This window comes from Pseudomonas sp. B21-035 (assembly GCF_024748945.1).
Classification (GTDB): Bacteria; Pseudomonadota; Gammaproteobacteria; order Pseudomonadales; family Pseudomonadaceae; genus Aquipseudomonas.
Map to the genome: position 1 here is coordinate 5,515,697 of NZ_CP087179.1, position 23,691 is coordinate 5,539,387.

General features: G+C 62.9%; 20 protein-coding genes. 10 read left to right on the forward strand and 10 right to left on the reverse strand.

Annotation, left to right across the window (positions count from 1 at the left end; genetic code table 11):
- Window positions 1-12: 12 nt before the first annotated feature.
- Together LOY22_RS25270 and LOY22_RS25275 are read right to left on the reverse strand one after the other, a co-directional pair.
- The gene (locus tag LOY22_RS25270) at window positions 13-837 is read right to left on the reverse strand and encodes a hypothetical protein (RefSeq protein WP_045201193.1); all 825 of its coding nucleotides are present in this window, start codon (window positions 835-837) and stop codon (window positions 13-15) included.
- Window positions 838-845: 8 nt separating this feature from the next.
- Entirely contained in the window at window positions 846-2,048 is a 1,203-nt protein-coding gene (locus tag LOY22_RS25275; RefSeq protein ID WP_045201192.1) for an MFS transporter, read from the reverse strand.
- Between the two features lie 97 nt (window positions 2,049-2,145).
- Between LOY22_RS25275 and LOY22_RS25280 the strand changes: the two genes are divergently transcribed.
- Together LOY22_RS25280 and LOY22_RS25285 are read left to right on the forward strand one after the other, a co-directional pair.
- Complete coding sequence (locus tag LOY22_RS25280; RefSeq protein ID WP_093378461.1) at window positions 2,146-3,048, forward strand: LysR family transcriptional regulator; 903 nt, start codon at window positions 2,146-2,148, stop codon at window positions 3,046-3,048.
- Between the two features lie 114 nt (window positions 3,049-3,162).
- On the forward strand, window positions 3,163-4,827 hold the full coding sequence (locus tag LOY22_RS25285) for an FMN-binding glutamate synthase family protein (protein ID WP_093378458.1): 1,665 nt from the start codon (window positions 3,163-3,165) through the stop codon (window positions 4,825-4,827).
- A 30-nt stretch (window positions 4,828-4,857) separates the two neighbouring features.
- On the opposite strand, the gene LOY22_RS25290 is transcribed toward LOY22_RS25285, so the two are convergent.
- Together LOY22_RS25290 and LOY22_RS25295 are read right to left on the reverse strand one after the other, a co-directional pair.
- Window positions 4,858-6,159, reverse strand: a complete 1,302-nt coding sequence (locus LOY22_RS25290) for an OprD family porin (RefSeq protein WP_045201189.1) — start codon at window positions 6,157-6,159, stop codon at window positions 4,858-4,860.
- A 227-nt stretch (window positions 6,160-6,386) separates the two neighbouring features.
- Window positions 6,387-7,076 (reverse strand): DsbA family protein, encoded by a 690-nt coding sequence (locus LOY22_RS25295; protein WP_093378455.1) that lies wholly within the window; start codon window positions 7,074-7,076, stop codon window positions 6,387-6,389.
- A gap of 246 nt (window positions 7,077-7,322) precedes the next feature.
- Here LOY22_RS25295 and LOY22_RS25300 point away from each other — a divergent pair, with 246 nt between their 5' ends.
- Window positions 7,323-9,425, forward strand: coding sequence for a TonB-dependent siderophore receptor (locus LOY22_RS25300; RefSeq protein WP_093378453.1), 2,103 nt, complete (start codon window positions 7,323-7,325; stop codon window positions 9,423-9,425).
- Between the two features lie 70 nt (window positions 9,426-9,495).
- Here the strand turns inward: LOY22_RS25300 and LOY22_RS25305 are convergent, their stop codons facing one another.
- From LOY22_RS25305 to LOY22_RS25320, 4 genes are all read right to left on the reverse strand, one after another.
- Window positions 9,496-9,696: a hypothetical protein gene (locus tag LOY22_RS25305; protein WP_045201186.1), complete on the reverse strand. Its 201-nt coding sequence runs from the start codon at window positions 9,694-9,696 to the stop codon at window positions 9,496-9,498.
- Window positions 9,697-9,880: 184 nt separating this feature from the next.
- A complete protein-coding gene (aguA, locus tag LOY22_RS25310; RefSeq protein WP_195885252.1) occupies window positions 9,881-10,987 on the reverse strand; it encodes an agmatine deiminase in 1,107 nt (368 codons plus the stop codon).
- Window positions 10,988-11,007: 20 nt separating this feature from the next.
- Entirely contained in the window at window positions 11,008-11,886 is an 879-nt protein-coding gene (gene aguB / locus LOY22_RS25315; protein ID WP_258595292.1) for an N-carbamoylputrescine amidase, read from the reverse strand.
- Window positions 11,887-12,056: 170 nt separating this feature from the next.
- Window positions 12,057-14,966: an aminotransferase gene (locus tag LOY22_RS25320; protein WP_258595294.1), complete on the reverse strand. Its 2,910-nt coding sequence runs from the start codon at window positions 14,964-14,966 to the stop codon at window positions 12,057-12,059.
- Window positions 14,967-15,179: 213 nt separating this feature from the next.
- Between LOY22_RS25320 and rfbB the strand changes: the two genes are divergently transcribed.
- Genes rfbB through LOY22_RS25355 form a run of 7 tightly spaced genes read left to right on the forward strand, consistent with a single transcriptional unit; the run spans window position 15,180 to window position 22,256 of the window.
- The gene (gene rfbB / locus LOY22_RS25325) at window positions 15,180-16,262 is read left to right on the forward strand and encodes a dTDP-glucose 4,6-dehydratase (protein ID WP_258595296.1); all 1,083 of its coding nucleotides are present in this window, start codon (window positions 15,180-15,182) and stop codon (window positions 16,260-16,262) included.
- Complete coding sequence (gene rfbA, locus LOY22_RS25330; protein ID WP_093378435.1) at window positions 16,259-17,131, forward strand: glucose-1-phosphate thymidylyltransferase RfbA; 873 nt, start codon at window positions 16,259-16,261, stop codon at window positions 17,129-17,131. Before rfbB ends, rfbA begins: the two co-directional genes overlap by 4 nt.
- Window positions 17,131-17,676, forward strand: a complete 546-nt coding sequence (gene rfbC / locus LOY22_RS25335; protein ID WP_045201180.1) for a dTDP-4-dehydrorhamnose 3,5-epimerase — start codon at window positions 17,131-17,133, stop codon at window positions 17,674-17,676. The genes rfbA and rfbC overlap by 1 nt, the downstream gene beginning before the upstream one ends.
- A complete protein-coding gene (gene rfbD, locus LOY22_RS25340; protein WP_213602961.1) occupies window positions 17,673-18,548 on the forward strand; it encodes a dTDP-4-dehydrorhamnose reductase in 876 nt (291 codons plus the stop codon). The genes rfbC and rfbD overlap by 4 nt, the downstream gene beginning before the upstream one ends.
- 35 nt (window positions 18,549-18,583) lie before the next feature.
- Window positions 18,584-20,398: an ATP-binding protein gene (locus LOY22_RS25345; protein ID WP_045201178.1), complete on the forward strand. Its 1,815-nt coding sequence runs from the start codon at window positions 18,584-18,586 to the stop codon at window positions 20,396-20,398.
- Entirely contained in the window at window positions 20,395-21,804 is a 1,410-nt protein-coding gene (locus LOY22_RS25350) for a sigma-54 dependent transcriptional regulator (RefSeq protein WP_258595298.1), read from the forward strand. The genes LOY22_RS25345 and LOY22_RS25350 overlap by 4 nt, the downstream gene beginning before the upstream one ends.
- Window positions 21,801-22,256 (forward strand): YiiD C-terminal domain-containing protein, encoded by a 456-nt coding sequence (locus LOY22_RS25355; RefSeq protein WP_045201176.1) that lies wholly within the window; start codon window positions 21,801-21,803, stop codon window positions 22,254-22,256. Before LOY22_RS25350 ends, LOY22_RS25355 begins: the two co-directional genes overlap by 4 nt.
- Here LOY22_RS25355 and cysQ read toward each other — a convergent pair.
- Window positions 22,245-23,072: a 3'(2'),5'-bisphosphate nucleotidase CysQ gene (gene cysQ, locus LOY22_RS25360; protein WP_093378418.1), complete on the reverse strand. Its 828-nt coding sequence runs from the start codon at window positions 23,070-23,072 to the stop codon at window positions 22,245-22,247. The genes LOY22_RS25355 and cysQ overlap by 12 nt on opposite strands.
- A complete protein-coding gene (nudE, locus tag LOY22_RS25365; protein ID WP_038998207.1) occupies window positions 23,069-23,635 on the reverse strand; it encodes an ADP compounds hydrolase NudE in 567 nt (188 codons plus the stop codon). Before nudE ends, cysQ begins: the two co-directional genes overlap by 4 nt.
- Window positions 23,636-23,691: the final 56 nt, after the last annotated feature.

The window sequence follows — 23,691 nt, forward strand, 5'->3', positions numbered from 1 at the left end:
CCTATCCAGCGGTCAGTGCAACAGCTCGGCGCATTCCTTCATCACGCCAGCCTTCAACCGCAGGTAGTGCTCGAAAATCTCTCGCGCCGCCGCCTGGTCGATATTGATCTGCATGGCTTCGACAAACTGCTCGACCGCCGCCACCGCGTGGGCAAAATGATTGCTCTCGGTGCCGCCAGTGTGCACGGTGACCCAGGCCACCGTTGCCCGCGCGCGCTCTGCCGGTATGCCCATGTCACGGACGAACCACTGCTTGAACAACGGATGGATGAACTCGACCTCGCCGTGGGTATAAACCTCATGCACCAGGGTGGTCAGCAGGCCTTGCAGCAGGTCGCGCTCGCGCAGGCGCTGGCGATCGGTCCAGTCCTTGAAGGACTGGGCCGAAGGCAGGCAGTTGGCCTTGAGCATCCACTGATCATCACCGCAGAGGGGCGTCGCCATGTTGTAGAACAAATCGGCGTGCAGGGTATTGCCCAGGGCCCCGAGGTCTTCATCGGTGATCCGCTGCAGGCTGCCGCAGGCCCGATACAGCTGGTCGGCAGCCATGGAGCCGGCGTCGGAGCGGGCCAGCAGGGTCAGGCGGTTGGCAAGGCCCGAGACACTGGCCGCGGAGTTGTTGGTTTTCGACCAGCTGGCGAAGAACTTGCGCAGCACTGCCGGTGAATGCTTGCGCTCAGTCAACAGGGCAAAGGCCTTTTCAATCTCCATCAGCTCTTCTTCTACCGCCCAGAAGGCTTCGAACAACGCGTGCTTGAGGGTGCTGGCCGGCATGTCATTGAGGACCGGCTCGACGATCGAAAGCAGCTTGCTGTGCAGGGCTATCACGGTGTTCATTGGCGTATTTACGTCCTTGTAATGGAGGGGTCAGCGGTTTCTTTGAACGCGTTCTTGTCGGTGGAATCGGTGGGCTGCCAGCCGAACCAGGCGATCAGCATCACCAGCAACTGCGCGGCCATGATCAGCGGCACACAGCCTGACCAGCCCCAGCGCTGCCACAGCAGCGCCGGCAACAGCGCACCGACGCTGCCGCCCAGGTAATAGAACGTCAGATAGCAGCCCACCGCGCCGGCCTTGTTGTGCCTGGCAGTGGACGTAACAAAGGCATTGGCCGCCGCCTGGGCCAGGAACACGCCGGTGGAACTGAGCGCCAGCCCCAGCACGATCCACCACAGGCTGCTGAGCAAGGTCAGCATCGAGCCCAGCAGCCCCAGTACCCCGGCGAATACCACCAAGTGCGCCGGCGGCCTGGCGCTGGCCAGCTTGCCGGCAATCGGCGTGACCACCAGCGCCAGCAAAAACACCGCATAAACCGAACCCAGCGCGGCAACGCCAAGGTTGAACGGCGCGGCCAGCAGGTGCAGGCCGACATAGGTGAAGGTGGCGATCTGCGAAAACAGCACACAGAAACCAACCAGATAGGCCGCCAGCAACGGTCGGTTGCGCAGCATGCTGATACGACTGTTGGCGATGGTGATTTCGATCAGGCGCGCGCCGCTGGGCAGCAGCCGGTGAATGCTCAGGCCGATCAGCACGGTCAGCAACGCCAGCAGGATGAACGCTTCGCGCCAGCCCAGGTATTGGGTCATGACCCCGGTCAGAAAACGCCCGGCGAAACCGCCGAGAATGGTCCCGGCGACGTACAGGCTGGTAACTTCGGTGACTTTCGCCCCCTGCCAGCGCTCGCCGACGTAAGCCACGCTGGTGGCGAAGATCACCGGGATCAGCATGCCCTGGACAAAGCGCCAGAACAGCAGGCTGTTGAGGTCACTGGCCCCTGCCAGCATCAAGCCCGGCACGCTGAGCAACAGGGTTGCCGCCACCAGCACGGTCTTCTGGCTCCAGCGCCGGGTCAGCACGCCGACGAAGGGCGCGACCAGGGCCACGGCCAGGGTCGTGGCGGTGATGCTCCAGCTGACGTGCCGCGCATCCACGGCGAAGCTCTGCGCCAGCTCGGCGAGGATGCCCTGGGTAGCGTAGAGCGGCAGAAACGCGGCGCATCCGCAGAGGAACATCGCGATTCGTGCGGCAGACAGGCGCGATTGCATGGGAAAACTCGTTACAGTGACGAGTATTGTTTATAAGGTGCGGTCATTGGCACTGGCCAATACCGATTTCCGACCGATTGATACCTCAAGGTGCAACATGCTCGATGTGCGAAAGCTGCGCTATTTCATTGCCGTCGCCGACGACCTGCATTTCGGCCGCGCCGCGCAGCGCCTGCACCTGGCGCAACCGGCACTGACCCGGCAGATCTCGGCCCTGGAAAGCCAGCTGGGTTTTCGCCTGTTCGAGCGCAGCAGCCGTGCAGTCAGTCTGACCGGCGAAGGCCAGCAGTTCCTGCCTTACGCCCGCGGGGTACTGGAGCAACTGACACGCAGCGAAAGCTTCGCCGCCAAGCTGGCCGCCGGCACAGCCGGGCAGTTGAGCATCGGCTATGCCAGCTCGGTGGCCTTGAGTGACCACTTCACCCAGGCAATCCAGCAGTTTTCCCACGCCTACCCGCAGGTTCGCCTGACCCTGGTTGAAGAAGCCTCCAGCGCGCAATGGCGCAACATCGTCGAAGGCACCCTGGAAATCGGCCTCAGTCGGCTGTTGCCACCCCAGGAGTTCACGGAGCTGCACGTCCAGCCACTCGACCAGGAGCCGCTGCTGGTGGCACTGGCCACGAACGATCCGCTGGCGGCACTCGACACCATCAGCCTCACCCAGCTGCAAGCGCATCCTGTGGTGCTGTACACCGACGAGCAAGGCACCGGGCTCAACGATGCCATCGAGCGCTTGTTCCAGCATTGCCAATTGCCCTTGCTGCGGGGCCCGCGCGGACGGCAGATCACTTCGATCATTGCCCTGGTAGCCGCCGGCCAGGGCATTGCCCTGGTGCCTGCCTGCACCCGTGCCCTGAACCAGCGCGGCGTGTGCTACCGGCCCCTGAACGAAGCAGCCGCCAGCATCGACCTGCTCGCCATCAGCCACCGCCAGCGGCGCTCGCGGGCAGCCGAGGCGTTTCTGCAAATACTTGCCCGGGCAACCACACCCTGCGCATGAGCACGGCCCTCTGGCAAGCACGCCCGGGATAAAAGTGTTTTACCGAAACCACTGGTTTTCTGGCGGGACGCTTTGCCTATCCTAGGAAGGATCTCTCATATCAGCGGAAGATCCATGAAAGCTTCGCTTCCCAGCCGCTACGCCTGCCTTGTCGGCTGTCTCGTTTTCAGTTTTGCCAGCCTGCCGTTTGTTTCTGCCCATTCCTGGTTGTGGCCGTTCACCCTGATCAGCGCCCTGCTCAGCCTGGTCGGCCTCAATGACCTGCGCCAGAGCCACCACGCGGTGCGGCGCAACTACCCGATCCTGGGCAACATTCGCTACCTGATCGAAACCATCCGCCCGGAGATCCGCCAGTACTTGCTGGAAGGCGACGATGACAAGCTGCCGTTCTCCCGGGCCCAGCGCTCGCTGGTGTATGCACGGGCCAAGAACGAGAGCGCCGAGAAGGCCTTTGGTACGCTCAACGATGTCTACCGGCCAGGCTTCGAGTTCATCAGCCATTCCATGCTGCCAGTCGAAACCCCCGACCCTGCCTCATTTCGCATCAACATCGGCGGCCCGCAGTGCCGCCAACCTTACTCGGCGTCGATCTTCAATATCTCGGCGATGAGCTTTGGGGCACTCAGTGCAAATGCCATTGCCGCGCTGAACAAGGGCGCAAAACGTGGCCGCTTCGCCCATGACACCGGCGAAGGCAGCATCAGCCCCCATCACCGCGAGCACGGTGGCGACCTGATCTGGGAAATCGGCAGCGGCTATTTTGGCTGCCGCACCCCGGAGGGTCGTTTCGATCCGCAGCGTTTCGCCGAACAGGCCGGCGACCCACAGGTGAAAATGATCGAGGTCAAGCTCAGCCAGGGCGCCAAACCCGGCCACGGCGGGATCCTGCCTGGGCACAAGGTCAGCGCCGAAATCGCCGCCACCCGTGGCGTGCTGATGGGCCAGGACTGCATCTCACCGGCGGCGCACAGCGCCTTCCGTAGCCCCGTGCAACTGCTGCAGTTCATTGGCCAGTTGCGCGAGCTGTCTGGCGGTAAACCGGTGGGCTTCAAGTTCTGCCTTGGCCACCCGTGGGAATTCATGGGTATCGCCAAGGCCATGCTGGCTACCGGCATCGTCCCGGACTTCATTGTCGTCGACGGCAAGGAAGGCGGCACCGGCGCCGCGCCACGGGAGTTCAGCGACAACATCGGCGTGCCGATGCGCGAAGGGCTGATGTTCGTGCACAACACCCTGGTGGGCCTGAACCTGCGCGACAAGATTCGCATTGGTGCCGGCGGCAAGATCGTCAGCGCCTTCGACATCGCCAGCGTGCTGGCCATTGGCGCCGACTGGGTCAACTCGGCCCGCGGCTTCATGTTCGCCATCGGCTGCATCCAGTCGCAAAGCTGCCACACCAACAAATGCCCGACCGGCGTGGCGACCCAGGATCCGTTACGCCAACGCGCCCTGGTGGTGCCGGAAAAGGCCGACAGGGTTTACAGCTTCCATCGCAACACCCTGCATGCCCTGGCCGAAATGCTGGCTGCTGCCGGCCTGGACCATCCGGCCGAGCTCAAGCCCAAGCACCTGGTGCGGCGCATCAGCGCCAGCGAGATCCGCCTGTTTTCGCAGTTGCATGTGTTCCTCAAGCCCGGTGAGTTGCTCAGCGGCTCGATCGACAGTGAATTCTATGCACGGATGTGGCGCATGGCCCGCAGCGACAGCTTCGAGCCGGAGAGCGGCGAGGTGCAGGCGATCAAACCTGCTGTGCGGCGAAAACAAACAACCCCGGCCTAGGCCGGGGTTGCTGGAGACACCAGACAGCTATCAGAGGATGCTGATCGGGTACTCGACGAACACGCGAACTTCGTTGCCGTCGTCGTTGTAGCCGTTCTGACGAACGCTTTCGGAGGTACGCAGGAACGAGCTACGCAGTTTGACGGACAGGTCCTTGGCCGGGCCTTCCTGAACCACGTACTTGAACTGGTTGAAGATTTCGCGCTCTTTACCTTCGCCGAAGCCGTGGGTGTTGATGTTGTCACCACGCACGTAGGCCACTTTGTAGGTCAGGCCCGGTACGCCAAAGGCGCCGAAGTCCAGGCCGTAGCCCAGCTGCCAGGAACGCTCGTCTTCAGCGTTGAAGTCGGACCAGTAGGAGTTGGCCAGGTAGATGGTCGAGCCACCGTCACCCACGCCACCGGCGTTCTGGTAGAAGCCGTACTGATAACCGGTGTCGCCAGTGCTGCGCTGGTGGGCGATGGTGATCGAGTGCGGGCCGAAGGCGTAGGTAGCCGCCAGGCTCCAGATGGTGTTGGAGTCACCGGTCAGGTCGGCGGCAGCGACGTACTTCTTGTCGATGTCCGACTTGTAGCCGTTGAAGTCCAGGGTCAGCGACTGGTCGTCGGCGATCGGGTGAACGTAGTTCACGCCCAGGTAGTGCTTCTTCAGCACGTCTTCGACGTCGGAGGTGTACAGCGACGCCGAGAGGTTTTCGCTGAACTTGTAGCTGCCGCCGAATACGTTGATCGACTTCAGGCCACCGCTGTCACGGCCTTCAGCACTTTTACGGGCTTCCTGGGTGAAACGACCGGCGTTCAGTTCCAGGCCCTTGATCTCCTTGGAGGTGATCAGGGTACCGGTGTAGCTTTCTGGCAGCAGGCGACCATCGTCGTACTGCAGCACTGGCAGCTCAGGCATCTGGTCACCGTACTTCAGTACAGTGTTGGAGATGCGGAACTTGATTGCTGCGCCACCACGGGCCAGGTTGTGCGGGGAGTTCTGCTGGTTGGTCGGCGAGTCGCCGTCCGCCGGCTTGAAGAAGTCGATACCGCCACCGCCGTTGCGGCCTTTACCACCGTCCAGACGCACTGCGTACAGGCCGAAGGCGTCGACACCGACACCAACGGTGCCCTGGGTGTAGCCGGAGGAGAACTTGCCGATGAAGGCCTGGCCCCACTCGCTCTGGTCGTTGGTATGGTGCTTCTTGTCACGATTGATGAAGGCATTGCGCAGCAGAACGCTGGCTTTGCTGTCTTCTACGAAGCCCTTGGCCTCGGCCTGGTCATTGGCCATAGCCTGAGTCGCGGCCATAAGCCCCAGCGCGACCAGACTGATCCTGGTTTTCAACATTTTATTTTCCTTATTACTTAGTCAAAGACGCTCTGCGACCAAACGCCAAAAACCACGCCCCCTGCGTGGGTTGACGCTCACGGGTCTGAAAATAAAAAGCCCGCCTGCGAGTGTTCGCAGCGGGCCTTTTTTCTGGACTCTTGGCCGATGGGCCTACAGGCGTTGACCGAATCCTATCCGTGTGCGGATCAGCATGTCAAAAATTCGTGAAAAGTAAGTGTTTCTGCTTACAGATCGCAGCCATCCGCGGCACAGAACGCCGCGTTTGCGGTATCTTTCTCCGCGCTCAGATAGAACTCCCTGTCCAGCCAATGCACGAAGGCCTCAGGCTTGCCGAGGAAAGGACCGATGTCGATGACCTGCAGCCGCCCTTCGCGTTCCAGCACCAGGGTTGGATAGCCCTGGCCACCGACGCTGGCCATGAACGCACGACTGGTGCGCATATGGCTCTGGGTATCCACATCGCGCAATGCACTGGCAAAGGCGGGTGCAGGCAGGCCCATCTCGGCGGCGATGGCCTTGAGCACGCCATCATCGGCAATCCGCCGGCCTTCCACGTAGTGCGCACGCTGCAAGCGCGCCAGCAACTCCAGGCCACGCCCGGCGAGCTGCTCTGCTGCCAGGATCGCCGCTATGGGTGGCTGTGAATCGAAGACGGCGTCGTTGTCACGCAACAGGCCCTCGAAGTAGTCCTGGCCGAAGGGCTGCCCGGTGTACTCGGCAATACGCCGGTCATGGGGCATGACGAAGTCGCGCAACTGCGCCGAGACCTTCTGGCGATTGGCTCCGGCCATCATCCCGCCACCGTGCAGCACAACCGGCATCAGCCCGCTGGCCGCATTGATCAACGGCTCGGCGCCGTAGCACCAGCCGCACAGCGGATCGAACACATAGTGAAGGGTGGTTTGTACCGGCATGAGCGCCTCCTGAAAAAATGATGACGTCAGGTTAGGCCGGATGAAGGTTGCGAAAAACGCTGCACGGGTTACAGCTTTGTTGCGAAAAACAGTACAAATTCACCGCTAAAACTAAAGGCTGATAGACAGAAATATTTTGAAACAAACAGCTCGTCGATAGATCCAGAAACAATTAACGTTAGTAAATGGCAAGCATTATCATTCGCGCAAAATTTCCTCACTCTAATAAATGCCCGGATGTCCGTCATGCTTGCCCCTTGCCGCCTCTCTCCCCTGACCCTGGGCCTGTCGCTGTTTTTCAGCTCAGGGTTGGTCACTGCTGCCACCACCACGTTGCCCGAAGTCTCGGTTACCGCCGAGTCTGACCGTGAACGCGATGACCCGCGGGTACGTGAAGTCAGCACCGCAACCCGTACCGCCACGCCCGCCCGCTACGTGCCGCAGGCTATCGATTCGGTGAAGACCAGCAACGTGCTGGATTACGGCAGCAACGACCTTGGCAAAGCCCTGAGCGGCATCCCCAACGTCAGCAGCGGCGCCGATACGCGCTTTGACAGCGTGCGCATCCGTGGCTTCGATGCCAGCAACGACTTCTACCTCGACGGTATTCGCGACGACAGCCAATACGTGCGCGACCTGCACAATATCGAGCGGGTCGAGGTACTCAAGGGCCCTGCCGCGGTGCTCTATGGCCGTGGCAGCCAGGGCGGGATCGTCAACCGGGTGAGCAAGATGCCGGAAGCCGGCCGCCGTTCCAGCATCGAGGCCCAGGGCGGCAGCGAGGACCTGCGCAGCCTGTATGCCGACCTCAGCGCCGACCCGAGCGACAACATCAGCCTGCGCCTGAACATGGGCAACCAGGACAACAACAGTTTCCGCGACGGCATCGACGGCAGCCGCCAGCTGTTCGCTCCCTCGATGAGCTGGCAGCTGACACCGCAGCTGAACTGGCTGGTGCAATACGAGTACAGCCGCTACAACCGTACCCCCGATCGCGGCATCCCCAGTGTCAACGGCCGCCCGGCCGACGTTGGTCGCGACACCACCTACGGCGATACCCAGCGCGACTTCATCGACGACAAGGCGCAATCGCTGCGCTCGCGCCTGAACTACCAGCTCAACGACACCTGGCAAGTGCGCCACACCCTGGGCCTGTTCAAGCTCAACAGCGATTTCGACAACACTTACCTGACCGGCTACAACGCCACCACCAACCAGGTTACCCGCCAGCGCTGGCAGCAGGACCTGAACACCCGCAACCTGTTCAACAACCTGGAACTGGAAGGCAATTTCGACACCTTCGGCCTGCAGCACACCCTGCTCACCGGCCTTGAGTTCGGTAACCAGCGCCGCGATCCGATCCTATACACTGCAGCGACTTCCGGCGCAGGCGCTCGCCCGGTGCCGGGCCTGGACCTGAACAACCCCAACCGTAACCTGCAGCACAACGGCACCATGGTGGTCTCCAGCAACAACCACACCGTGGTCGACAGCCGCGGCCTGTACCTTCAGGACCAACTGCGCCTGAATGATCAGTGGCAAGTGCTGGCCGGGGTGCGTTTCGACCAGTTCGAAGTGCAAACCACCAACAAGGTCCGCGGTATCTCCGAGAAGCAGGACAGCAACAGCACCAGCCCGCGTCTGGGCGTGGTCTATTCGCCGTGGAAGGAACACTCCTTCTATGCCTCCTGGAGCAAGACCTTCTCGCCAGTCGGCGGCGGCCTGATCGGCATTACCCCGGGTGCGGCCGGCAATACCAACGAAACCAGCCCGGAGCAGACCCGGCAGAAGGAAATCGGGGTCAAGAGCGACTGGCTCGACGAACGCCTGAGCACCACTCTGGCGGTCTATGAGCTGGAACTCTACAACCGCCGCACCAGCGACCCGAACAACCCGGGCATCACCTTGCTCAGCGGCCTGCAGCGCTCACGCGGCGTCGAGCTGACCGCCACCGGCAACATCGTTGGCAACTGGTACGTACGCGGCGGTATCGGTATCCAGGATGCAACCATCGTCGAGGACAACAACGGCCAGGAAGGCAACCGCGTGAGCAACGTTGCCAAGCGCAACGGCAGCCTGTTCGTTACCTGGAAACCGGAAATGGGCTGGTACGGCGAAACCGGCCTGACCCTGGTCGGCGAGCGCTATGCCGACAACCAGAACACCGCCGTGCTGCCCGGCTATGGCCGTTGGGACGCGCTGGCGGGCTTTCGTACCAAGGACTGGGACCTGCGCGCGGCGCTCAACAACATCACCGATAAAACCTACTACAGCTCGGCCACCAGCGCCGCGCAGATCCAGTTTGGCGACCCGCGCAGCCTGATCGTGACCGGCACCTACAGCTTCTAAACACCAGGCAATAAAAAAGGGCGGTATTGTTCAGGCAATGCCGCCCTTTTCATTGTTGTTGCCGAACCCTCTAGCGGCTGCCATCACCCAGCAGCGCTTCCAGCTCTGCCTCGCTCAGCAGGCCTGCCGGATAACGCGCCAGTAACGAGCGACGCTGATCGGCCTTCCTGACCCGGTTTGCTCCATGGTGTTTCAACCATTGCGCCACGCGCTGGAGGGACTCGTGATTCACCGCTGATGGGGGCGAAGCCGGCTCACTTGCTGCATTCATTTCGACACGTACTCCCTGGGGCCGTGAGCGGCTAACCTACTCAAACTTTGTGACAGAACCATGCTGGTCTATCTGTTTGAAATACAATGCAAAACAAATACAAGAGGTGTGCCAGAAGACTATGCCGGTCGTCGTCCACGCATAAAAAAGCCCGTCAATCGACGGGCTGTTTTCTTACTGCACTTCAGCCTTTGGCTGGCGCCGGTTGTTGCTGGGTCAGGCAATGGATGTTGCCGCCGCCCAGGAGCATCTCGCGCCCGGGGATCATGACCACTTCATGGTCAGGGAACACCCGCGCCAGAATCGCTCTAGCCTCGGCATCTGCCGGGTCGTCGAAGCTCGGGGCGATGATGCCACCGTTGACGATCAGGAAGTTGACGTAGGAGCCAGCCAGGCGCACCGACGGGTTGCGCTCCTGGCTGCCGGCCACCGGATCGACCCCGGCGCACTCTTCTTCAGTGGCGAACAGCGGCCCCGGAATCGGCATCTTGTGCACGGTGAAGGCTCGACCTTTGGCGTCACGGCTGTTTTCCAGCACCTCAAGTGCGCTATGGCAGCGTGCATAGTTGGGGTCTTGCGGATCATCGGTCCAGGCCAGTAACACTTCTCCTGGGCGGACGTAACAACAGAAGTTGTCGACGTGGCCGTCGGTTTCGTCGTTGTACAGACCATCGGGCAGCCAGATGATGCTGTCCACGGCCAGGTGGTCACGCAGGATGGCTTCGATCTGCTCGCGGTTCAGGTGCGGGTTGCGGTTGTGGTTGAGCAGGCATTCTTCAGTGGTGATCAGGGTGCCTTCACCGTCGACATGGATCGAGCCGCCTTCGAGCACGAAGCCTTCGGTGTGGTAGCGCTGGCAGCGCTCCATCTCCAGCACCTTGCTGGCCAGTTGCTCGTCGCGGTTCCACGGCGCGTACAGGCCACCCTCGAAGCCGCCCCAGGCATTGAACCCCCAGTCGACGCCGCGTACTTCACCGCTGTCGTTGATGACGAAGGTCGGGCCGGTATCACGCACCCAGGCGTCGTCGTTGCTGATTTCCACCACGCGGATGTTCGGCAGGTCCAGGCGGGCCCGGGCGTTGTCGTACTGCGCGGCCGAGACGGCAACGGTCACCGGCTCGAAACGGGCGATGGCCTTGGCCAGGGTCACGTGGGCAGCCTGTACCGGCTTGCCACCCAGGCGCCAGTTGTCCGGGCGCTCGGGCCAGACCATCCAGACCTGGGTTTGTGGCGCCCATTCGGCAGGCATGTGGAAGCCGTCGGCGCGCGGGGTACTGGTAAGCGTTTTCATAGAGGATCCTTGCTGAACTTTCAGGATTGCAGCGCGCCGTCGAGGGTCTTCAGCGGGCCGTACAGATTCGGACGACGGTCGCGGAAAGTACCCCAGGCACTGCGGGTGTGCTCAAGTTTATCGAGGTCGAAAGTATGCACCAGCACACCCTCCTCGGTCTCGTTCAGCGCCTGGACCTTCTCGCCGTACTGGTCGGCGATGAAGGAGGAGCCGTAGAAGGTGATGTCGTAGCCGTCCTGTTGTTCGCGGCCGATACGGTTACTGGCCACCAGCGGCATCAGGTTGGCACCGGCATGACCTTGCTGCACACGCTGCCAGTGGTCGCGCGAGCAGATGCTCTGGTCGTGCGGCTCGCTACCGATTGCGGTCGGGTAGAACAGCACCTCGGCGCCGAGCAGGGCCATGCTGCGTGCGCACTCGGGGAACCACTGGTCCCAGCAGATGCCGACGCCGATTTTCGCGTAGCGGGTCTGCCAGACCTTGAAGCCGGTGTCGCCCGGGTTGAAGTAGTACTTTTCGTGGTAGCCGGGGCCATCCGGAATGTGGGTCTTGCGGTACACACCGAGGTTGCTTCCGTCGGCATCGATGATCGCGATGCTGTTGAAACGCGCACGCCCGGCCAGCTCGTAGAAGCTGATCGGCAGCACCACCTGCAGCTCCTTGGCGAGCTTCTGGAAATGGCCGAGGGCGGCGTTGGTTTCAACCGCTGTGGCCAGTTGCAGGTAGTCCGGATTGGGCTTCTGGCAGAAGTACGGGGTTTCGAACAGTTCCTGGATCAGGATGATCTGCGCGCCCTTGGCAGCCGCTTCGCGGACCAGCCGCTCGGCGGTTTCCAGGTTGCCCTGGCGGTCCCAGGAGCAGGCCATCTGGGTGGCGGCAACAGTGACAGTGCGGCTCATGCATTCCTCCTCGGCAGGTGCTCGGGCCAACAAGGCCAGGCCACCCTGGTAATAATGGAGGCATTTATATCCGATAAATATCGACTTTAAAAGTGGCAAATAGAAAATATCAGGCGTAAAAAAGCCGGTTAATTCGATAACAATCGTATTAACCGGCTTTAGCTCAAGGGTTACAGGTCTTCCAACAGTACCCGGTCGATGCTGTCGACGAAGAAGTCCACGCTCGCGCGGGTGGTGCACATCGGCGGCTTGATCTTGAGGATGTTGAGGTAATCGCCCGTAGGCTGCATGAAGATACCCAGGTCACGCAGGCGGTTGCACAGCAGGGTAGTCTCGGCACTGGCCGGCTCCAGGCTCTGGCGGTCACGCACCAGTTCCAGCCCCAGGTAGAAGCCGGAGCCGTGCACGGCACCCGCCAGCGGATGTTTATCGACCAATTGTTGCAGCCGTGACTTGAAGTAGCCGCCGACTTCCCGGGCGTTGTCCCATAGCCCTTCTTCTTCCATGACATCAAGCACGGCCATGCCGATTCGGCAACTGACTGGGCTGCCGCCGGCGGAGGAGAAGAAATAGCCCTCGGCTTCCAGCGCCTCGGCAATCTCGCGGCGGGTGATGACCGCGCCCAGTGGCTGGCCGTTGCCCATGCCCTTGGCCATGGTGATGATGTCCGGCACCACGCCCTGCTCTTCAAAACCCCAAAACCAGGTGCCCAGCCGGCCATAGCCGACCTGCACTTCGTCGGCGATGCATACCCCGCCCGCAGCACGCACCTTGGCATAGGCTTGCTGCAGGTAACCCGCAGGCAACGAGATGCCGCCGGCATTGCCGTACACCGGCTCGCAGATGAACCCGGCCAGTTGCCGCTGCTCGGCAGCCAGCGCGTCGAGCTTGGCATCGACGTCGCGCAGATAGTCGGCGGCGCTCTCGGCGCCACGGTAGGCGCCGCGATAGGTGTTGGGCGCAATCACCGGGTGAACCCAGTCCGGCCGGGTGCTCAAGGCCTGGGGGTTGTCGGCGATGGAGGTGGAAATCGCATCGGTGGCCACCGACCAGCCGTGATAGGCCTCAAGTACGCTCAGCAGGTCACGCCCACCGCTGTAGGCCCAGGCCAGGCGGATCGCCAGATCGTTGGCCTCGGTGCCGCTGTTGACCAGAAATACCCGGTCCATGCCGCTTGGTGCCAGGGCCAGCAAGCGCTCGGAGAATTCGGCGATGGCGGCATAATGAAAACGCGAGTTGGTATTGAGCAACGACCATTGCCGCGCCGACTCGGCGACCATGCGCGGGTGCCCGTGGCCGAGCACCGCAACGTTGTTGAGCATGTCCAGGTAGGCCCGCCCCTGCATGTCGAACAAGTAGTTGCGCCAGCCGCGCTCGATATGCGGCGGCTGCTGGTAATAGTGTTTTTGCGAGCGGGCGAAACTGGCATCGCGCCGAGCCAGCAAAGCCTGGGCATCGACCAGCGGTTCGGCGTCGCAGGCAAAGCCGAGGATGGCTTGCGGCGAGGGGCACAGTGCCTGCCAGGCCTGGGCCCGCGAAGGCACGACAAAAGCTGGTGGATACAAGCCGGCCACCCGGCATAACTGGACCGTCAACAATGCGCCAGTGGCGCCCAGAGACTGTCCGATGGCCAATGCCTGCCCGTCGGCCGGCGTCTGATCCAGCCCGTGCAACCACAGGCTGCATTCACTGCCCTCAAGGCAGCCGCTGTCTTCGCCATACTGGTGCCAGGTCCCGGCCCAAGGAGCCTGGAGCACCGTGGCGCAAGGCAGATGCAGTTCGACATGCAGGGCGAACGTCGCAGGTTCCGCGGGATTGTCGATGTGGGTCTGCGACAGACGATACTGCCCATACAGGCTGCTGGCAGCGCCTGAAGCACTGGCCTGCTGCGCCAGCAAGCGCTGGTCAATGCCGGCTTGCTCCCAGTTGCCGGCCTGGTAATGCTCGCTTAGCACGCCCAGGTCCACACCAATCACCTGGGCAGCCACCGGGTTCGGCAGGAGTGGCGCCGAGCCTTCCAGCGCCAGCGCAGGCAGCTCATGCCCGCTCGCCTGCATAATCGCCGCCTGCATCAGTTCGAACGGCACACTGGTAGCGACGTCGAAAATTTCCCACTCATGGGCCAGATTGTCCCGGCTGTAGCTGTTGCCGGGGTCGATGCTCAGTTGTTGCTCGCTGCTTAGCACCAGCACCGCAGCGCGGGCCACCACCAATGGCCACAAGGCGTTGAGTTCGGCGGCGCTCAGCGGGTTGAGCGCATGATAAGCCTCGATCGCCGGCAAGATGCGCAGGGGATCGCCTTCGGCGTGGTGCAGCAAGGCCGCGCAGGTGACCGAGAGGTCGGCAATGCGCCAGGTGTGCATCAGGTCGCCGAAATCGATGACCCCCTGCAGTTGCCACTGGCGCTGCTCATCGCGCGCCCACACGGCGTTGTCATCGGTGATGTCCAGGTGCACGGCTTGCGATGGCAGATCGTTGATCAACGGCTGCAGATGTTCCCAGGCCTGATCTGCGGCGGCTTTTACCCTGGCTTGCTGCGGGTTGTTATCCAGTATCGGCAACAGGTGATCGATCAACGCCTGGGCATGGCGCGGATCCCATTGCAATATGCGCTCAAGGCCCGGGTGAGTGAAACTGGCCAGAGCCTGGTCGACCCGCGCGCACAGGCGGCCGAGTTCCGCCACCAGACGCGGCTCCATGTGCTTGATGCGGGTCAGTGACTGGCCTTCTATATAGTCGAGCAGGCGCACGCGTAGCGGTTGGCCGTCGACAGTCACCGTCAGCAGTTGCTCACCGGATCGGGCAGCCTGCACCGCAGGCACTGGCAGCCCCTGATCGCGCAGGAAGCCGAGGGCGGCATGCTGGGCTTGCAGTTCCTGCTCGGCATAGGCGCCATGGCAAACCTTCAGCACGTAGCGCCCATGGTCCGAATCGATAAGAAAATTCAGGTCTTGCTGGCTGCCCAATGCCTGCAATGAGCCGCTCAGGCCAAAGTGTTCCTGCAACAGGGTTGCGGCCTGCTGTTCACTGACTTCAGGGCATGGCTGGCTGGAGCGATGGATCAGGGTACTGAGCGACATGGGCAGGGGACCTCATTTTTTTGTTGCCTATATCGCCACTGCTTGTGCCGGTTGGCAAGAATAACGGCTAAAATTGCGCAACATTTGCTCAGTTTCATCGAGCAGCCCGGGTAAGAAGGACTGTTCGGCGCTTTTTGCTTGCGCCTGCCTGCACCCGGCCACAAGCTGTGCACCCTAAGTTCAATGTCAGTTACGGAAGAAAGGCAGTCCGACATGCGAATTCTTATCACCGGCGGGGCCGGCTTTATCGGCTCGGCGCTGGTGCGTCACCTGATCACCAATACCGAGCACGAAGTGCTCAACCTCGACAAACTGACCTATGCAGGCAATCTGGAATCGCTGACCAGTATCGCGACCGACACCCGCTATGAGTTCGTCCAGGCGGATATCGTCGATCAGGCCACCGTTAGCGCTGTGCTTGAGCGCTTCAAGCCACATGCGATCATGCACCTGGCGGCAGAGTCGCATGTCGACCGCTCGATTGACGGCCCTTCGGACTTCATCCAGACCAATATCGTCGGCACCTACAGCCTGCTCGAGGCCACCCGCGCCTACTGGCTGGGCTTGCCGGCCGATGAGCGTGGCGCGTTCCGCTTCCATCACATTTCCACCGACGAAGTGTATGGCGACCTGCATGGCGTCGATGACCTGTTCGCCGAAACCACGCCTTACGCTCCAAGCTCGCCCTACTCCGCCAGCAAGGCTGCGTCCGACCACCTGGTCCGCGCCTGGCAGCGCACCTATGGCCTGCCGGTGCTGATCACCAACTGCTCGAACAACTACGGGCCGTTCCACTTCCCGGAAAAACTCATTCCGCTGGTGATCCTCAATGCCCTGGCGGGCAAGCCGTTGCCTGTGTATGGCAACGGCCTGCAGGTGCGTGACTGGCTGTTCGTCGAAGACCATGCCCGCGCCCTGCTCAAGGTGGTAACCGAAGGCAAAGTTGGCGAGACCTACAACATTGGCGGCCACAACGAGCAGAAGAACATCGACGTCGTACGCGGCATCTGTGCCCTGCTCGAAGAGCTGGCGCCACAACGTCCGGCTGGCATTGCCAACTACGCCGACCTGATCACCTACGTTCAGGATCGCCCTGGCCACGACCAGCGCTACGCGATCGATGCCAGCAAGATCGAGCGTGAACTGGGCTGGGTTCCCGAAGAAACCTTCGAGACCGGGCTGCGCAAGACCGTACAGTGGTACCTGGACAACCTGCAATGGTGCCAGCGGGTACAAGACGGCAGTTATCAAGGCCAGCGCCTGGGCGCCAGCGAATTCAAGGATCTGATTGCATGACCAAAGGTATCGTCCTGGCGGGCGGCTCCGGCACCCGCCTGCACCCCATCACCCTGGGTGTTTCCAAGCAACTGCTGCCGATCTACGACAAACCGATGATCTACTACCCGATCTCGGTACTGATGCTGGCCGGTATTCGCGAAATCCTGTTGATCTCCACCCCGCAGGATCTTCCGCACTACAAGCAACTGCTGGGTGATGGCAGCCAGTTCGGTATCGAAATGAGCTATGCCGAGCAGCCCTCTCCGGACGGCCTGGCACAGGCCTTCCTGATCGGCGAAGAATTCATTGGTGATGATTCGGTGTGCCTGATCCTGGGCGACAACATTTTCCACGGTCAGGGCTTCACTCCGCAGTTGCGCAAGGCAGCCCAGCAGGGTGCCGGTGCCACCGTGTTCGGCTACTGGGTCAAGGACCCGGAGCGTTTCGGCGTCGTCGAATTCGACGATGAAGGCCGCGCCCTTTCCATCGAAGAGAAACCGGCACAACCCAAGTCCAGTTACGCAGTGACAGGCCTGTATTTCTACGATAACGACGTGGTCGAGATCGCCAAGGCGGTCAAACCTTCGCCACGCGGCGAGCTGGAGATCACCGACATCAACAACGCCTATCTCAAGCGCGGCGACCTCAATGTCCAGTTGCTCGGGCGCGGTTTCGCCTGGCTGGACACCGGCACCCACGACAGTCTCCTGGAAGCATCGCAATACGTGCAGACCATCGAACACCGTCAGGGCCTCAAGGTCGCCTGCCTTGAAGAAATCGCGTACCAGCAGGGCTGGATCGATGAAGCGCATCTGCTGGAGCGAGGCAAGATGTTCGGCAAGACCGGCTACGGTCAGTACCTGTTCGGTCTCGTAGGGAAACGTTAATGAAAGTAACAGCCAGCGCGCTGCCTGATGTTCTTGTGATCGAGCCGAAGGTCTTCGGTGATGAACGAGGCTTTTTCTTCGAGAGCTTCAATGAGCGCTCGTTCCAGGAAGCAACAGGCATCGATGCCCACTTTGTTCAGGACAATCATTCCGGCTCACAAAAAAATGTGCTGCGCGGTTTGCATTACCAGGTTGAACATACCCAGGACAAGCTTGTGCGGGTAACTGCAGGCGAAGTGCTGGATGTGGCCGTCGATATCCGCCGCCACTCACCGACCTTTGGCCGTTGGGTCAGTGTCAGGCTTTCGGCCCAGAACAATCGCCAGTTGTGGATTCCCAAGGGCTTTGCCCATGGTTTTCTGGTGCTGAGCGACTTCGCCGAGTTTCTCTACAAGACCACTGACTACTATGTGCCGTCTGCCGAGCGCTGCATCCGCTGGGATGACCCGGACCTGGCGATCGACTGGGAACTTGAAAGCGCACCGGTGCTTTCAGCCAAGGACCAGGTCGGCAAGTTCCTGCATGAGGCAGACCTGTTCCCGTGAAGCACAGCCAACCGCGCATCCTTATCGCCGGCCGCAACGGCCAGGTTTCCCAGGCGCTGCAACAGCAACTGGGCAACCTGGCGCAGTTGCACGTCCTGGGCAGTGACCAGCTCAACCTGGCGTACCCCGAAGCCATCCGTGGCCAGGTGCAGCAGCTCAAGCCCGACCTGATCATCAACGCCGCGGCCCACACTGCGGTGGATCAGGCCGAAAACGAGCCGGATCTGGCCTTTGCGATCAACGCCCAGGCCCCTGGCATTTTTGCCGAGGAAGCCGCGAAGCTTGGCATTCCGCTGATCCACTACTCCACCGACTACGTGTTCGATGGCAGCAAGGCCACCCCTTACACGGAGGGCGACGAGCCCAACCCGCTCGGCGTCTACGGCCACAGCAAGCTGGCCGGCGAACAGGCGATTGCCGCGGTAGGTGGCCAGCATCTGATCCTGCGTACCAGCTGGGTGTACTCACGCCACGGACGCAACTTCCTGCTGACCATGCAGCGCCTGCTGCAGGATAAGCCCGAGCTGCGCATCGTCGCCGACCAGATCGGCGCGCCGACCTGGGCGGGCACCATCGCCCGCAGCACCCGTGCCCTGGTCGAACGCTGGCAGGCTGGCCAGGCCGGTGCCTGGGGTGTCTATCACCTGACCGCGCAAGGGGAGACCTCGTGGTTCGGTTTTGCCCAGGCCATTGGCGAGCAACTCAAGGTTCAAGGCCTGCCCTGCGCCAAGCTGTTGCCAATCGCCTCCAGCGACTATCCGACCCCGGCTCGCCGCCCGCTGAACTCGCGCCTCGATTGCAGCCGCCTGCAACGCGAGTGGCACGTCAGCCAGCCGCACTGGCAGCAGGCGCTGATCGACTGCCTGAAGTAGCGCATAATGCGCCAGATCATTCTGGCGCAGTTGCGATGAACATAACTCCACCCGTACCCCGCCGCCCTCGCTGGCGCAGCCTGGCCATCCTTGCCGTGTGCCTGGCACCCTTGCTGTGGCCGTTGCAGCACCTCGCCGAGCGCTACTACCAGGACGAACTGGCCGGACAGAACCGCCAGACCCTCGACCTCTACGTGGCCAACCTGCTCGGCACCCTGCACCGTTACGAAACCCTGCCGCAGATCCTCGGCGACCTGCCGGCCCTGCGCGCAGTGCTGGCCGACCCGCTGCGCCTGGAAACCCTGACCAACGCCAACCGCCTGCTCAAGGACATCGCCACCCAGACCGGCGCCGAAGTCATGTACCTGATGGACGCCAACGGCAACACCCTGGCGGCCTCCAACTGGGACAAGCACGACAGTTTCATCGGCCGCAACTTTGCCTTCCGCCCTTATTTCAGCGAAGCCATTGCCGGGCGCCTGGGGCGCTTCTTCGGCCAGGGTACTACCTCGGCCAAGCGTGGTTACTTCTTCGCCGCCGCGGTGCGCGACCGCGATCAGGTGATCGGCGCGCTGGTGGTCAAGGTCGATCTGGACCATACCGAAACCCTCTGGGGCAAGACCCCGGAGCAGTTGCTGCTGACCGACCACAATGGCGTGGTGATCCTGACCTCGCGCCCCGACTGGCGCTTCCGTGCCACCCGGCCATTGAGCGACGCCGAGCGCGAAGCCATCGTTGCCATCCAGCCCTACCCGACCCAGTCACCCAAGCCGCTGACCCTCGACCCCAAGGCCTGGCTGACCCAGACCCAGGCCATCGACGAGACCGGCTGGCAGGTCAGCATCCTCGCCCCGCGCACGCTGATCGACCGCTCGGTACGCACGGTGGTGGCCATCGGCGGCGCCACCTTGCTGGTGCTGATGTTGCTGCTCGGCCTGATCATGCAGCGGCGCCGCCACTACATGGACCGCATCGACTTTGAAGCCCACGGCCGCCAGGAACTGGAAAAGCGCGTGATCGAGCGCACCGCCGACCTCGAAGGCCTCAACAGCCGCCTCAAGGAAGAAGTGCTGGAGCGCGAACAGGCCCAGCAAGAACTGGTGCGCGCCCAGGACGAGCTGGTGCAGGCCGGCAAGTTGTCGGTACTGGGCACCATGTCGGCAAGCATCAGCCACGAACTCAACCAGCCGCTGGCGGCGATCCGCAGCTACGCCGAGAACGCCGAGATCCTCCTCGATCACCAGCGTACCGACGATGCCCGCAGCAACCTTAAGCTGATCAGCGAACTGACCGGGCGCATGGCCTCGATCATCGCCCATCTGCGCGCCTTCGCCCGCCGCGACCGCCACGCCCCGGAAAGCGTGGCCCTGCAACCGGCGCTGGACGATGCACTGGCGCTGCTGGCCAAACGTCGGCGGGCAATGGCCGTGGAACTGGTGCGCGACCTGCCAGAGGCAACCCTGTGGGTCCAGGCCGGCGAAACCCGCTTGCGCCAGGTGCTCGGCAACCTGCTGGCCAACGCCCTCGACGCACTGACCGAAAAAGCCAACCCGCGCAAACTCTGGCTCAGTGCCGAACAGCGCGATGGCAACGTCTACCTGTACATACGCGACAACGGTCCGGGCTTCAGCAGCCAGGCCCTGGCCCGCGCCCGCGAGCCGTTTTTCACCACCAAGACGCGCACCCAGGGCCTTGGCCTGGGCCTGGCAATCTGCGATACCTTGATGCGGGCGCTGGGCGGCGAGCTGCTACTGGGCAACCACCCGGAAGGCGGCGCCCTGCTTACCCTGCAACTGCGCATCGCCAAGCCCGGCGCCACCCTACCCACTTCGGAGGACCCATCGGCATGACGACCGAGCCGCTCATCGACAGCCGCACGCAGGTGATTCTGGTCGACGATGACCCGCACCTGCGCCAGGCGCTGAGCCAGACCCTCGACCTCGCCGGGCTGAAGATCCTGCCCCTGAGCGACGCCCAGGGCCTGGCCGGGCGCATCGAGCGCGACTGGCCGGGCGTGGTGGTCAGCGATATCCGCATGCCTGGCATCGACGGCCTCGAGTTGCTGCAGCAACTGCACGCCCAGGACCCGGAGCTGCCGGTGCTGCTGATCACCGGCCACGGCGACGTGCCGCTGGCGGTGCAGGCCATGCGTGCCGGCGCCTACGACTTTCTGGAGAAACCCTTCGCCAGCGATGCCCTGCTCGACAGTGTGCGCCGCGCCCTGGCCCTGCGCCGCCTGGTGCTGGACAACCGCAGCCTGCGCCTGGCCCTGAGCGATCGCCAGGAGTTGAGCACGCGCCTAGTCGGTCACTCGGCGCCGATGCTGCGCCTGCGCGAGCAAATTGGCGCATTGGCCGGCACCCGCGCCGATGTGCTGATCCTTGGCGAAACCGGCGCCGGCAAAGAGGTGGTGGCCCGCGCCCTGCACGACCTGTCGAGCCGCCGCGACGGCCCGTTCGTGGCCATCAACGCCGGCGCCCTGGCCGAATCGGTGGTCGAGAGCGAGCTGTTCGGCCACGAGCCAGGGGCTTTCACCGGCGCGCAGAAGCGTCGCATCGGCAAATTCGAATTCGCCAACGGCGGCACGTTGTTCCTCGATGAAATCGAAAGCATGAGCCTGGATGTCCAGGTCAAGCTGCTGCGCCTGCTGCAGGAGCGTGTAGTCGAGCGCCTGGGCGGCAACCAGTTGATCCCGCTGGATATCCGCATCATTGCCGCAACCAAGGAAGACCTGCGCCAGGCCGCTGACCAGGGGCGCTTTCGCGCCGACCTGTATTACCGCCTGAACGTCGCGCCACTGCGCATTCCGCCGCTGCGCGAGCGCGGCGAAGACATCCTGGTGCTGTTCCAGCACTTTGCCCACGCCGCCGGCGAGCGCCATGGCCTGCCAGTGCCGGCATTGCAACCGGCGCAACGGGCGTTGCTGCTGCGCCATGAATGGCCGGGCAACGTCCGTGAGCTGCAAAACGCTGCCGAGCGCTTCGCCCTGGGCCTGGAACTGGCCCTGGACGGTGACCTGCCGCCTGCGGCCAACGGTCCCGTGGCCAGCATCGGCAGCGGCAACCTCAGCGAACAGGTCGAGCAGTTCGAACGCTCGCTGATCGCCGCGGAGCTGGCGCGCTCGCACAGTTCGCTACGCAGCCTGGCCGAGGCCCTCGGCATCCCGCGCAAGACCCTGCACGACAAGCTGCGTAAACACGGCCTGAGCTTCGGCGACAACCATCACAGCGATGACCTGGAGGACAACCGTCCATGAGCACGGACAGCCACTACCTGGAATCGGTACTGCACAGCGACATCCCGCTGACCCGGCAAATGGGCCTGCAGGTGCTCGACTGGCAGCAGCATTGCCTGCGCCTGCAGCTACCGCTGGAGGCCAACGTCAACCACAAGAGCACCATGTTCGGCGGCAGCCTGTACTGCGCGGCGGTGCTGGTCGGTTGGGGCTGGCTGCACCTGAGGTTGCGCGAAGCGGGGGTCGATGACGGGCATATCGTCATCCAGGAAGGCCAGATCAGTTATCCGCTGCCGGTCACCGGCGCGGCCATCGCCACCTGCGCGGCACCGGAGGAGAAGGTCTGGGAGCGTTTCATCGCCACCTATCAGCGCCGGGGCCGGGCGCGGCTGAACCTGCACACCCAGGTCAGCAATGCCGGCAGCAGCGAGGCTGCCGTGCTATTCAGCGGCCAGTACGTGCTACACCGCTAGGGCTTGTTGCAGCAGCTTGTCGCGCCACGGCGCGGCCGCCGGCAAGGCCAGGAAGAACGGGTTGAGCAAGGACTCGCGCGCAGGGTAGACGAAGGCCTGGCCATCGAGGCCAAGCACTTCGCCGCCGGCGCCTTCGAGCACGCCCTGGGCTGCTGCGGTGTCCCACTGCGAGGTCGGTGCCAGGCGCGGGTAGCAATCGGCAACGCCCTCAGCCAATAAGCAGAACTTCAGCGAACTGCCGATATTGGCCAGCTCCAGCTCCCCTACCGACTGGCTCAGGCCGGCCAGCAAGGCTTCCTGTTGCGGGCTGGAGTGCCGGCGGCTGGCAACCACGGTAAATCGCTCACCCGCAGTCGGCGCGTTGCGCACGCTGATGGCCTTAGGCACGCCGCCCGCTTCCGCCAGCCAGGCCCCGAAGCCCTTGCCGCCGTAATAGCAACGCCCGTTGGTGGGAATCGCCACCACGCCAAACACCACCTGGCCTTGCTCGATGAGAGCGATGTTGACGGTGAATTCTTCAGTGCCGGCAATGAATTCCTTGGTGCCATCCAGCGGATCGACCAGCCACCAGCGCTGCCAGCCTTGCCGTTCGCCCAGGGGAATATCGCAGTCCTCTTCCGACAACACCGGGATCTGCGGCGCCAGGGCGCGCAAACCCTCGGCAATGACGTCATGGGCAGCCAGGTCGGCGGCGGTGACCGGCGATTCGTCGGCTTTGGCCGTCACCGCCACATCGGCACGCCAGAACGGCAAAATGGCCTTGCCCGCCTGGCGAGCCAGCTCCACCACGTGCTGCATCAGTTCAATATCGTTCATAGCGGGAACACCCCACGCTGGCTCAGCAAGTCGCGCACCAGGTACAGCGCCGCCAGGGCCCGGCCTTCGGAAAACTGCGGATGCTGGGCCAGGGCCGAGAGCTCGCGCAGGTTGATCTTGTCGACACGCATCGGCTCGGGCTCATCGCCTTCCAGGCGTTCCTCGTAGAGGTCGGTGGCCAGCACCACCTGGATCTTCTGGCTCATGTAACCCGGTGACAGCGAAAGCTCGGTCAGGTGCTCCAGTTGCCGGGCACCGAAACCTGCTTCTTCCTTGAGCTCTCGGTCGGCCGCCGCCAGCACGTCTTCGCCCGGCTCGATCAGGCCCTTGGGCAACGACAGCTCGTACTCGTCGGTACCGCCGCAGTATTCCTCCACCAGCACCGCGTGCTCGGCGTCGAGCATCGCCACGATCATCACCGCGCCATAACCGTTGCCGCGCCCGACCAGGCGCTCATAGGTGCGCTCGGCGCCGTTGGCAAAGCGCAATTGCACGGCTTCGACGCGAAACAGGCGACTGCTGGCGACAATCTCGCGAGAGAGGACGGTGGGTTTCTGGCGCATGGGGCGGCTCCTTGGCGTGAACGGGTTACTATACCGTGGCTTGCCCGGCCGCTGCC

Excerpts from the sequence above, each read along its gene's own strand:
- LOY22_RS25270 (WP_045201193.1), bottom strand. The coding sequence starts at position 837 with ATGAACACCGTGATAGCCCTGCACAGCAAGCTGCTTTCGATCGTCGAG.
- LOY22_RS25295 (WP_093378455.1), bottom strand. The coding sequence starts at position 7,076 with ATGCCGGTACAAACCACCCTTCACTATGTGTTCGATCCGCTGTGCGGC.
- LOY22_RS25305 (WP_045201186.1), bottom strand. The coding sequence starts at position 9,696 with ATGAATGCAGCAAGTGAGCCGGCTTCGCCCCCATCAGCGGTGAATCAC.
- LOY22_RS25275 (WP_045201192.1), bottom strand. The coding sequence starts at position 2,048 with ATGCAATCGCGCCTGTCTGCCGCACGAATCGCGATGTTCCTCTGCGGA.
- LOY22_RS25280 (WP_093378461.1), top strand. The coding sequence starts at position 2,146 with ATGCTCGATGTGCGAAAGCTGCGCTATTTCATTGCCGTCGCCGACGAC.
- LOY22_RS25355 (WP_045201176.1), top strand. The coding sequence starts at position 21,801 with ATGAGCACGGACAGCCACTACCTGGAATCGGTACTGCACAGCGACATC.
- LOY22_RS25350 (WP_258595298.1), top strand. The coding sequence starts at position 20,395 with ATGACGACCGAGCCGCTCATCGACAGCCGCACGCAGGTGATTCTGGTC.
- LOY22_RS25285 (WP_093378458.1), top strand. The coding sequence starts at position 3,163 with ATGAAAGCTTCGCTTCCCAGCCGCTACGCCTGCCTTGTCGGCTGTCTC.
- LOY22_RS25300 (WP_093378453.1), top strand. The coding sequence starts at position 7,323 with ATGCTTGCCCCTTGCCGCCTCTCTCCCCTGACCCTGGGCCTGTCGCTG.
- LOY22_RS25345 (WP_045201178.1), top strand. The coding sequence starts at position 18,584 with ATGAACATAACTCCACCCGTACCCCGCCGCCCTCGCTGGCGCAGCCTG.
- rfbB (WP_258595296.1), top strand. The coding sequence starts at position 15,180 with ATGCGAATTCTTATCACCGGCGGGGCCGGCTTTATCGGCTCGGCGCTG.
- LOY22_RS25320 (WP_258595294.1), bottom strand. The coding sequence starts at position 14,966 with ATGTCGCTCAGTACCCTGATCCATCGCTCCAGCCAGCCATGCCCTGAA.
- nudE (WP_038998207.1), bottom strand. The coding sequence starts at position 23,635 with ATGCGCCAGAAACCCACCGTCCTCTCTCGCGAGATTGTCGCCAGCAGT.
- aguB (WP_258595292.1), bottom strand. The coding sequence starts at position 11,886 with ATGAGCCGCACTGTCACTGTTGCCGCCACCCAGATGGCCTGCTCCTGG.
- rfbA (WP_093378435.1), top strand. The coding sequence starts at position 16,259 with ATGACCAAAGGTATCGTCCTGGCGGGCGGCTCCGGCACCCGCCTGCAC.
- LOY22_RS25290 (WP_045201189.1), bottom strand. The coding sequence starts at position 6,159 with ATGTTGAAAACCAGGATCAGTCTGGTCGCGCTGGGGCTTATGGCCGCG.
- aguA (WP_195885252.1), bottom strand. The coding sequence starts at position 10,987 with ATGAAAACGCTTACCAGTACCCCGCGCGCCGACGGCTTCCACATGCCT.
- rfbC (WP_045201180.1), top strand. The coding sequence starts at position 17,131 with ATGAAAGTAACAGCCAGCGCGCTGCCTGATGTTCTTGTGATCGAGCCG.
- cysQ (WP_093378418.1), bottom strand. The coding sequence starts at position 23,072 with ATGAACGATATTGAACTGATGCAGCACGTGGTGGAGCTGGCTCGCCAG.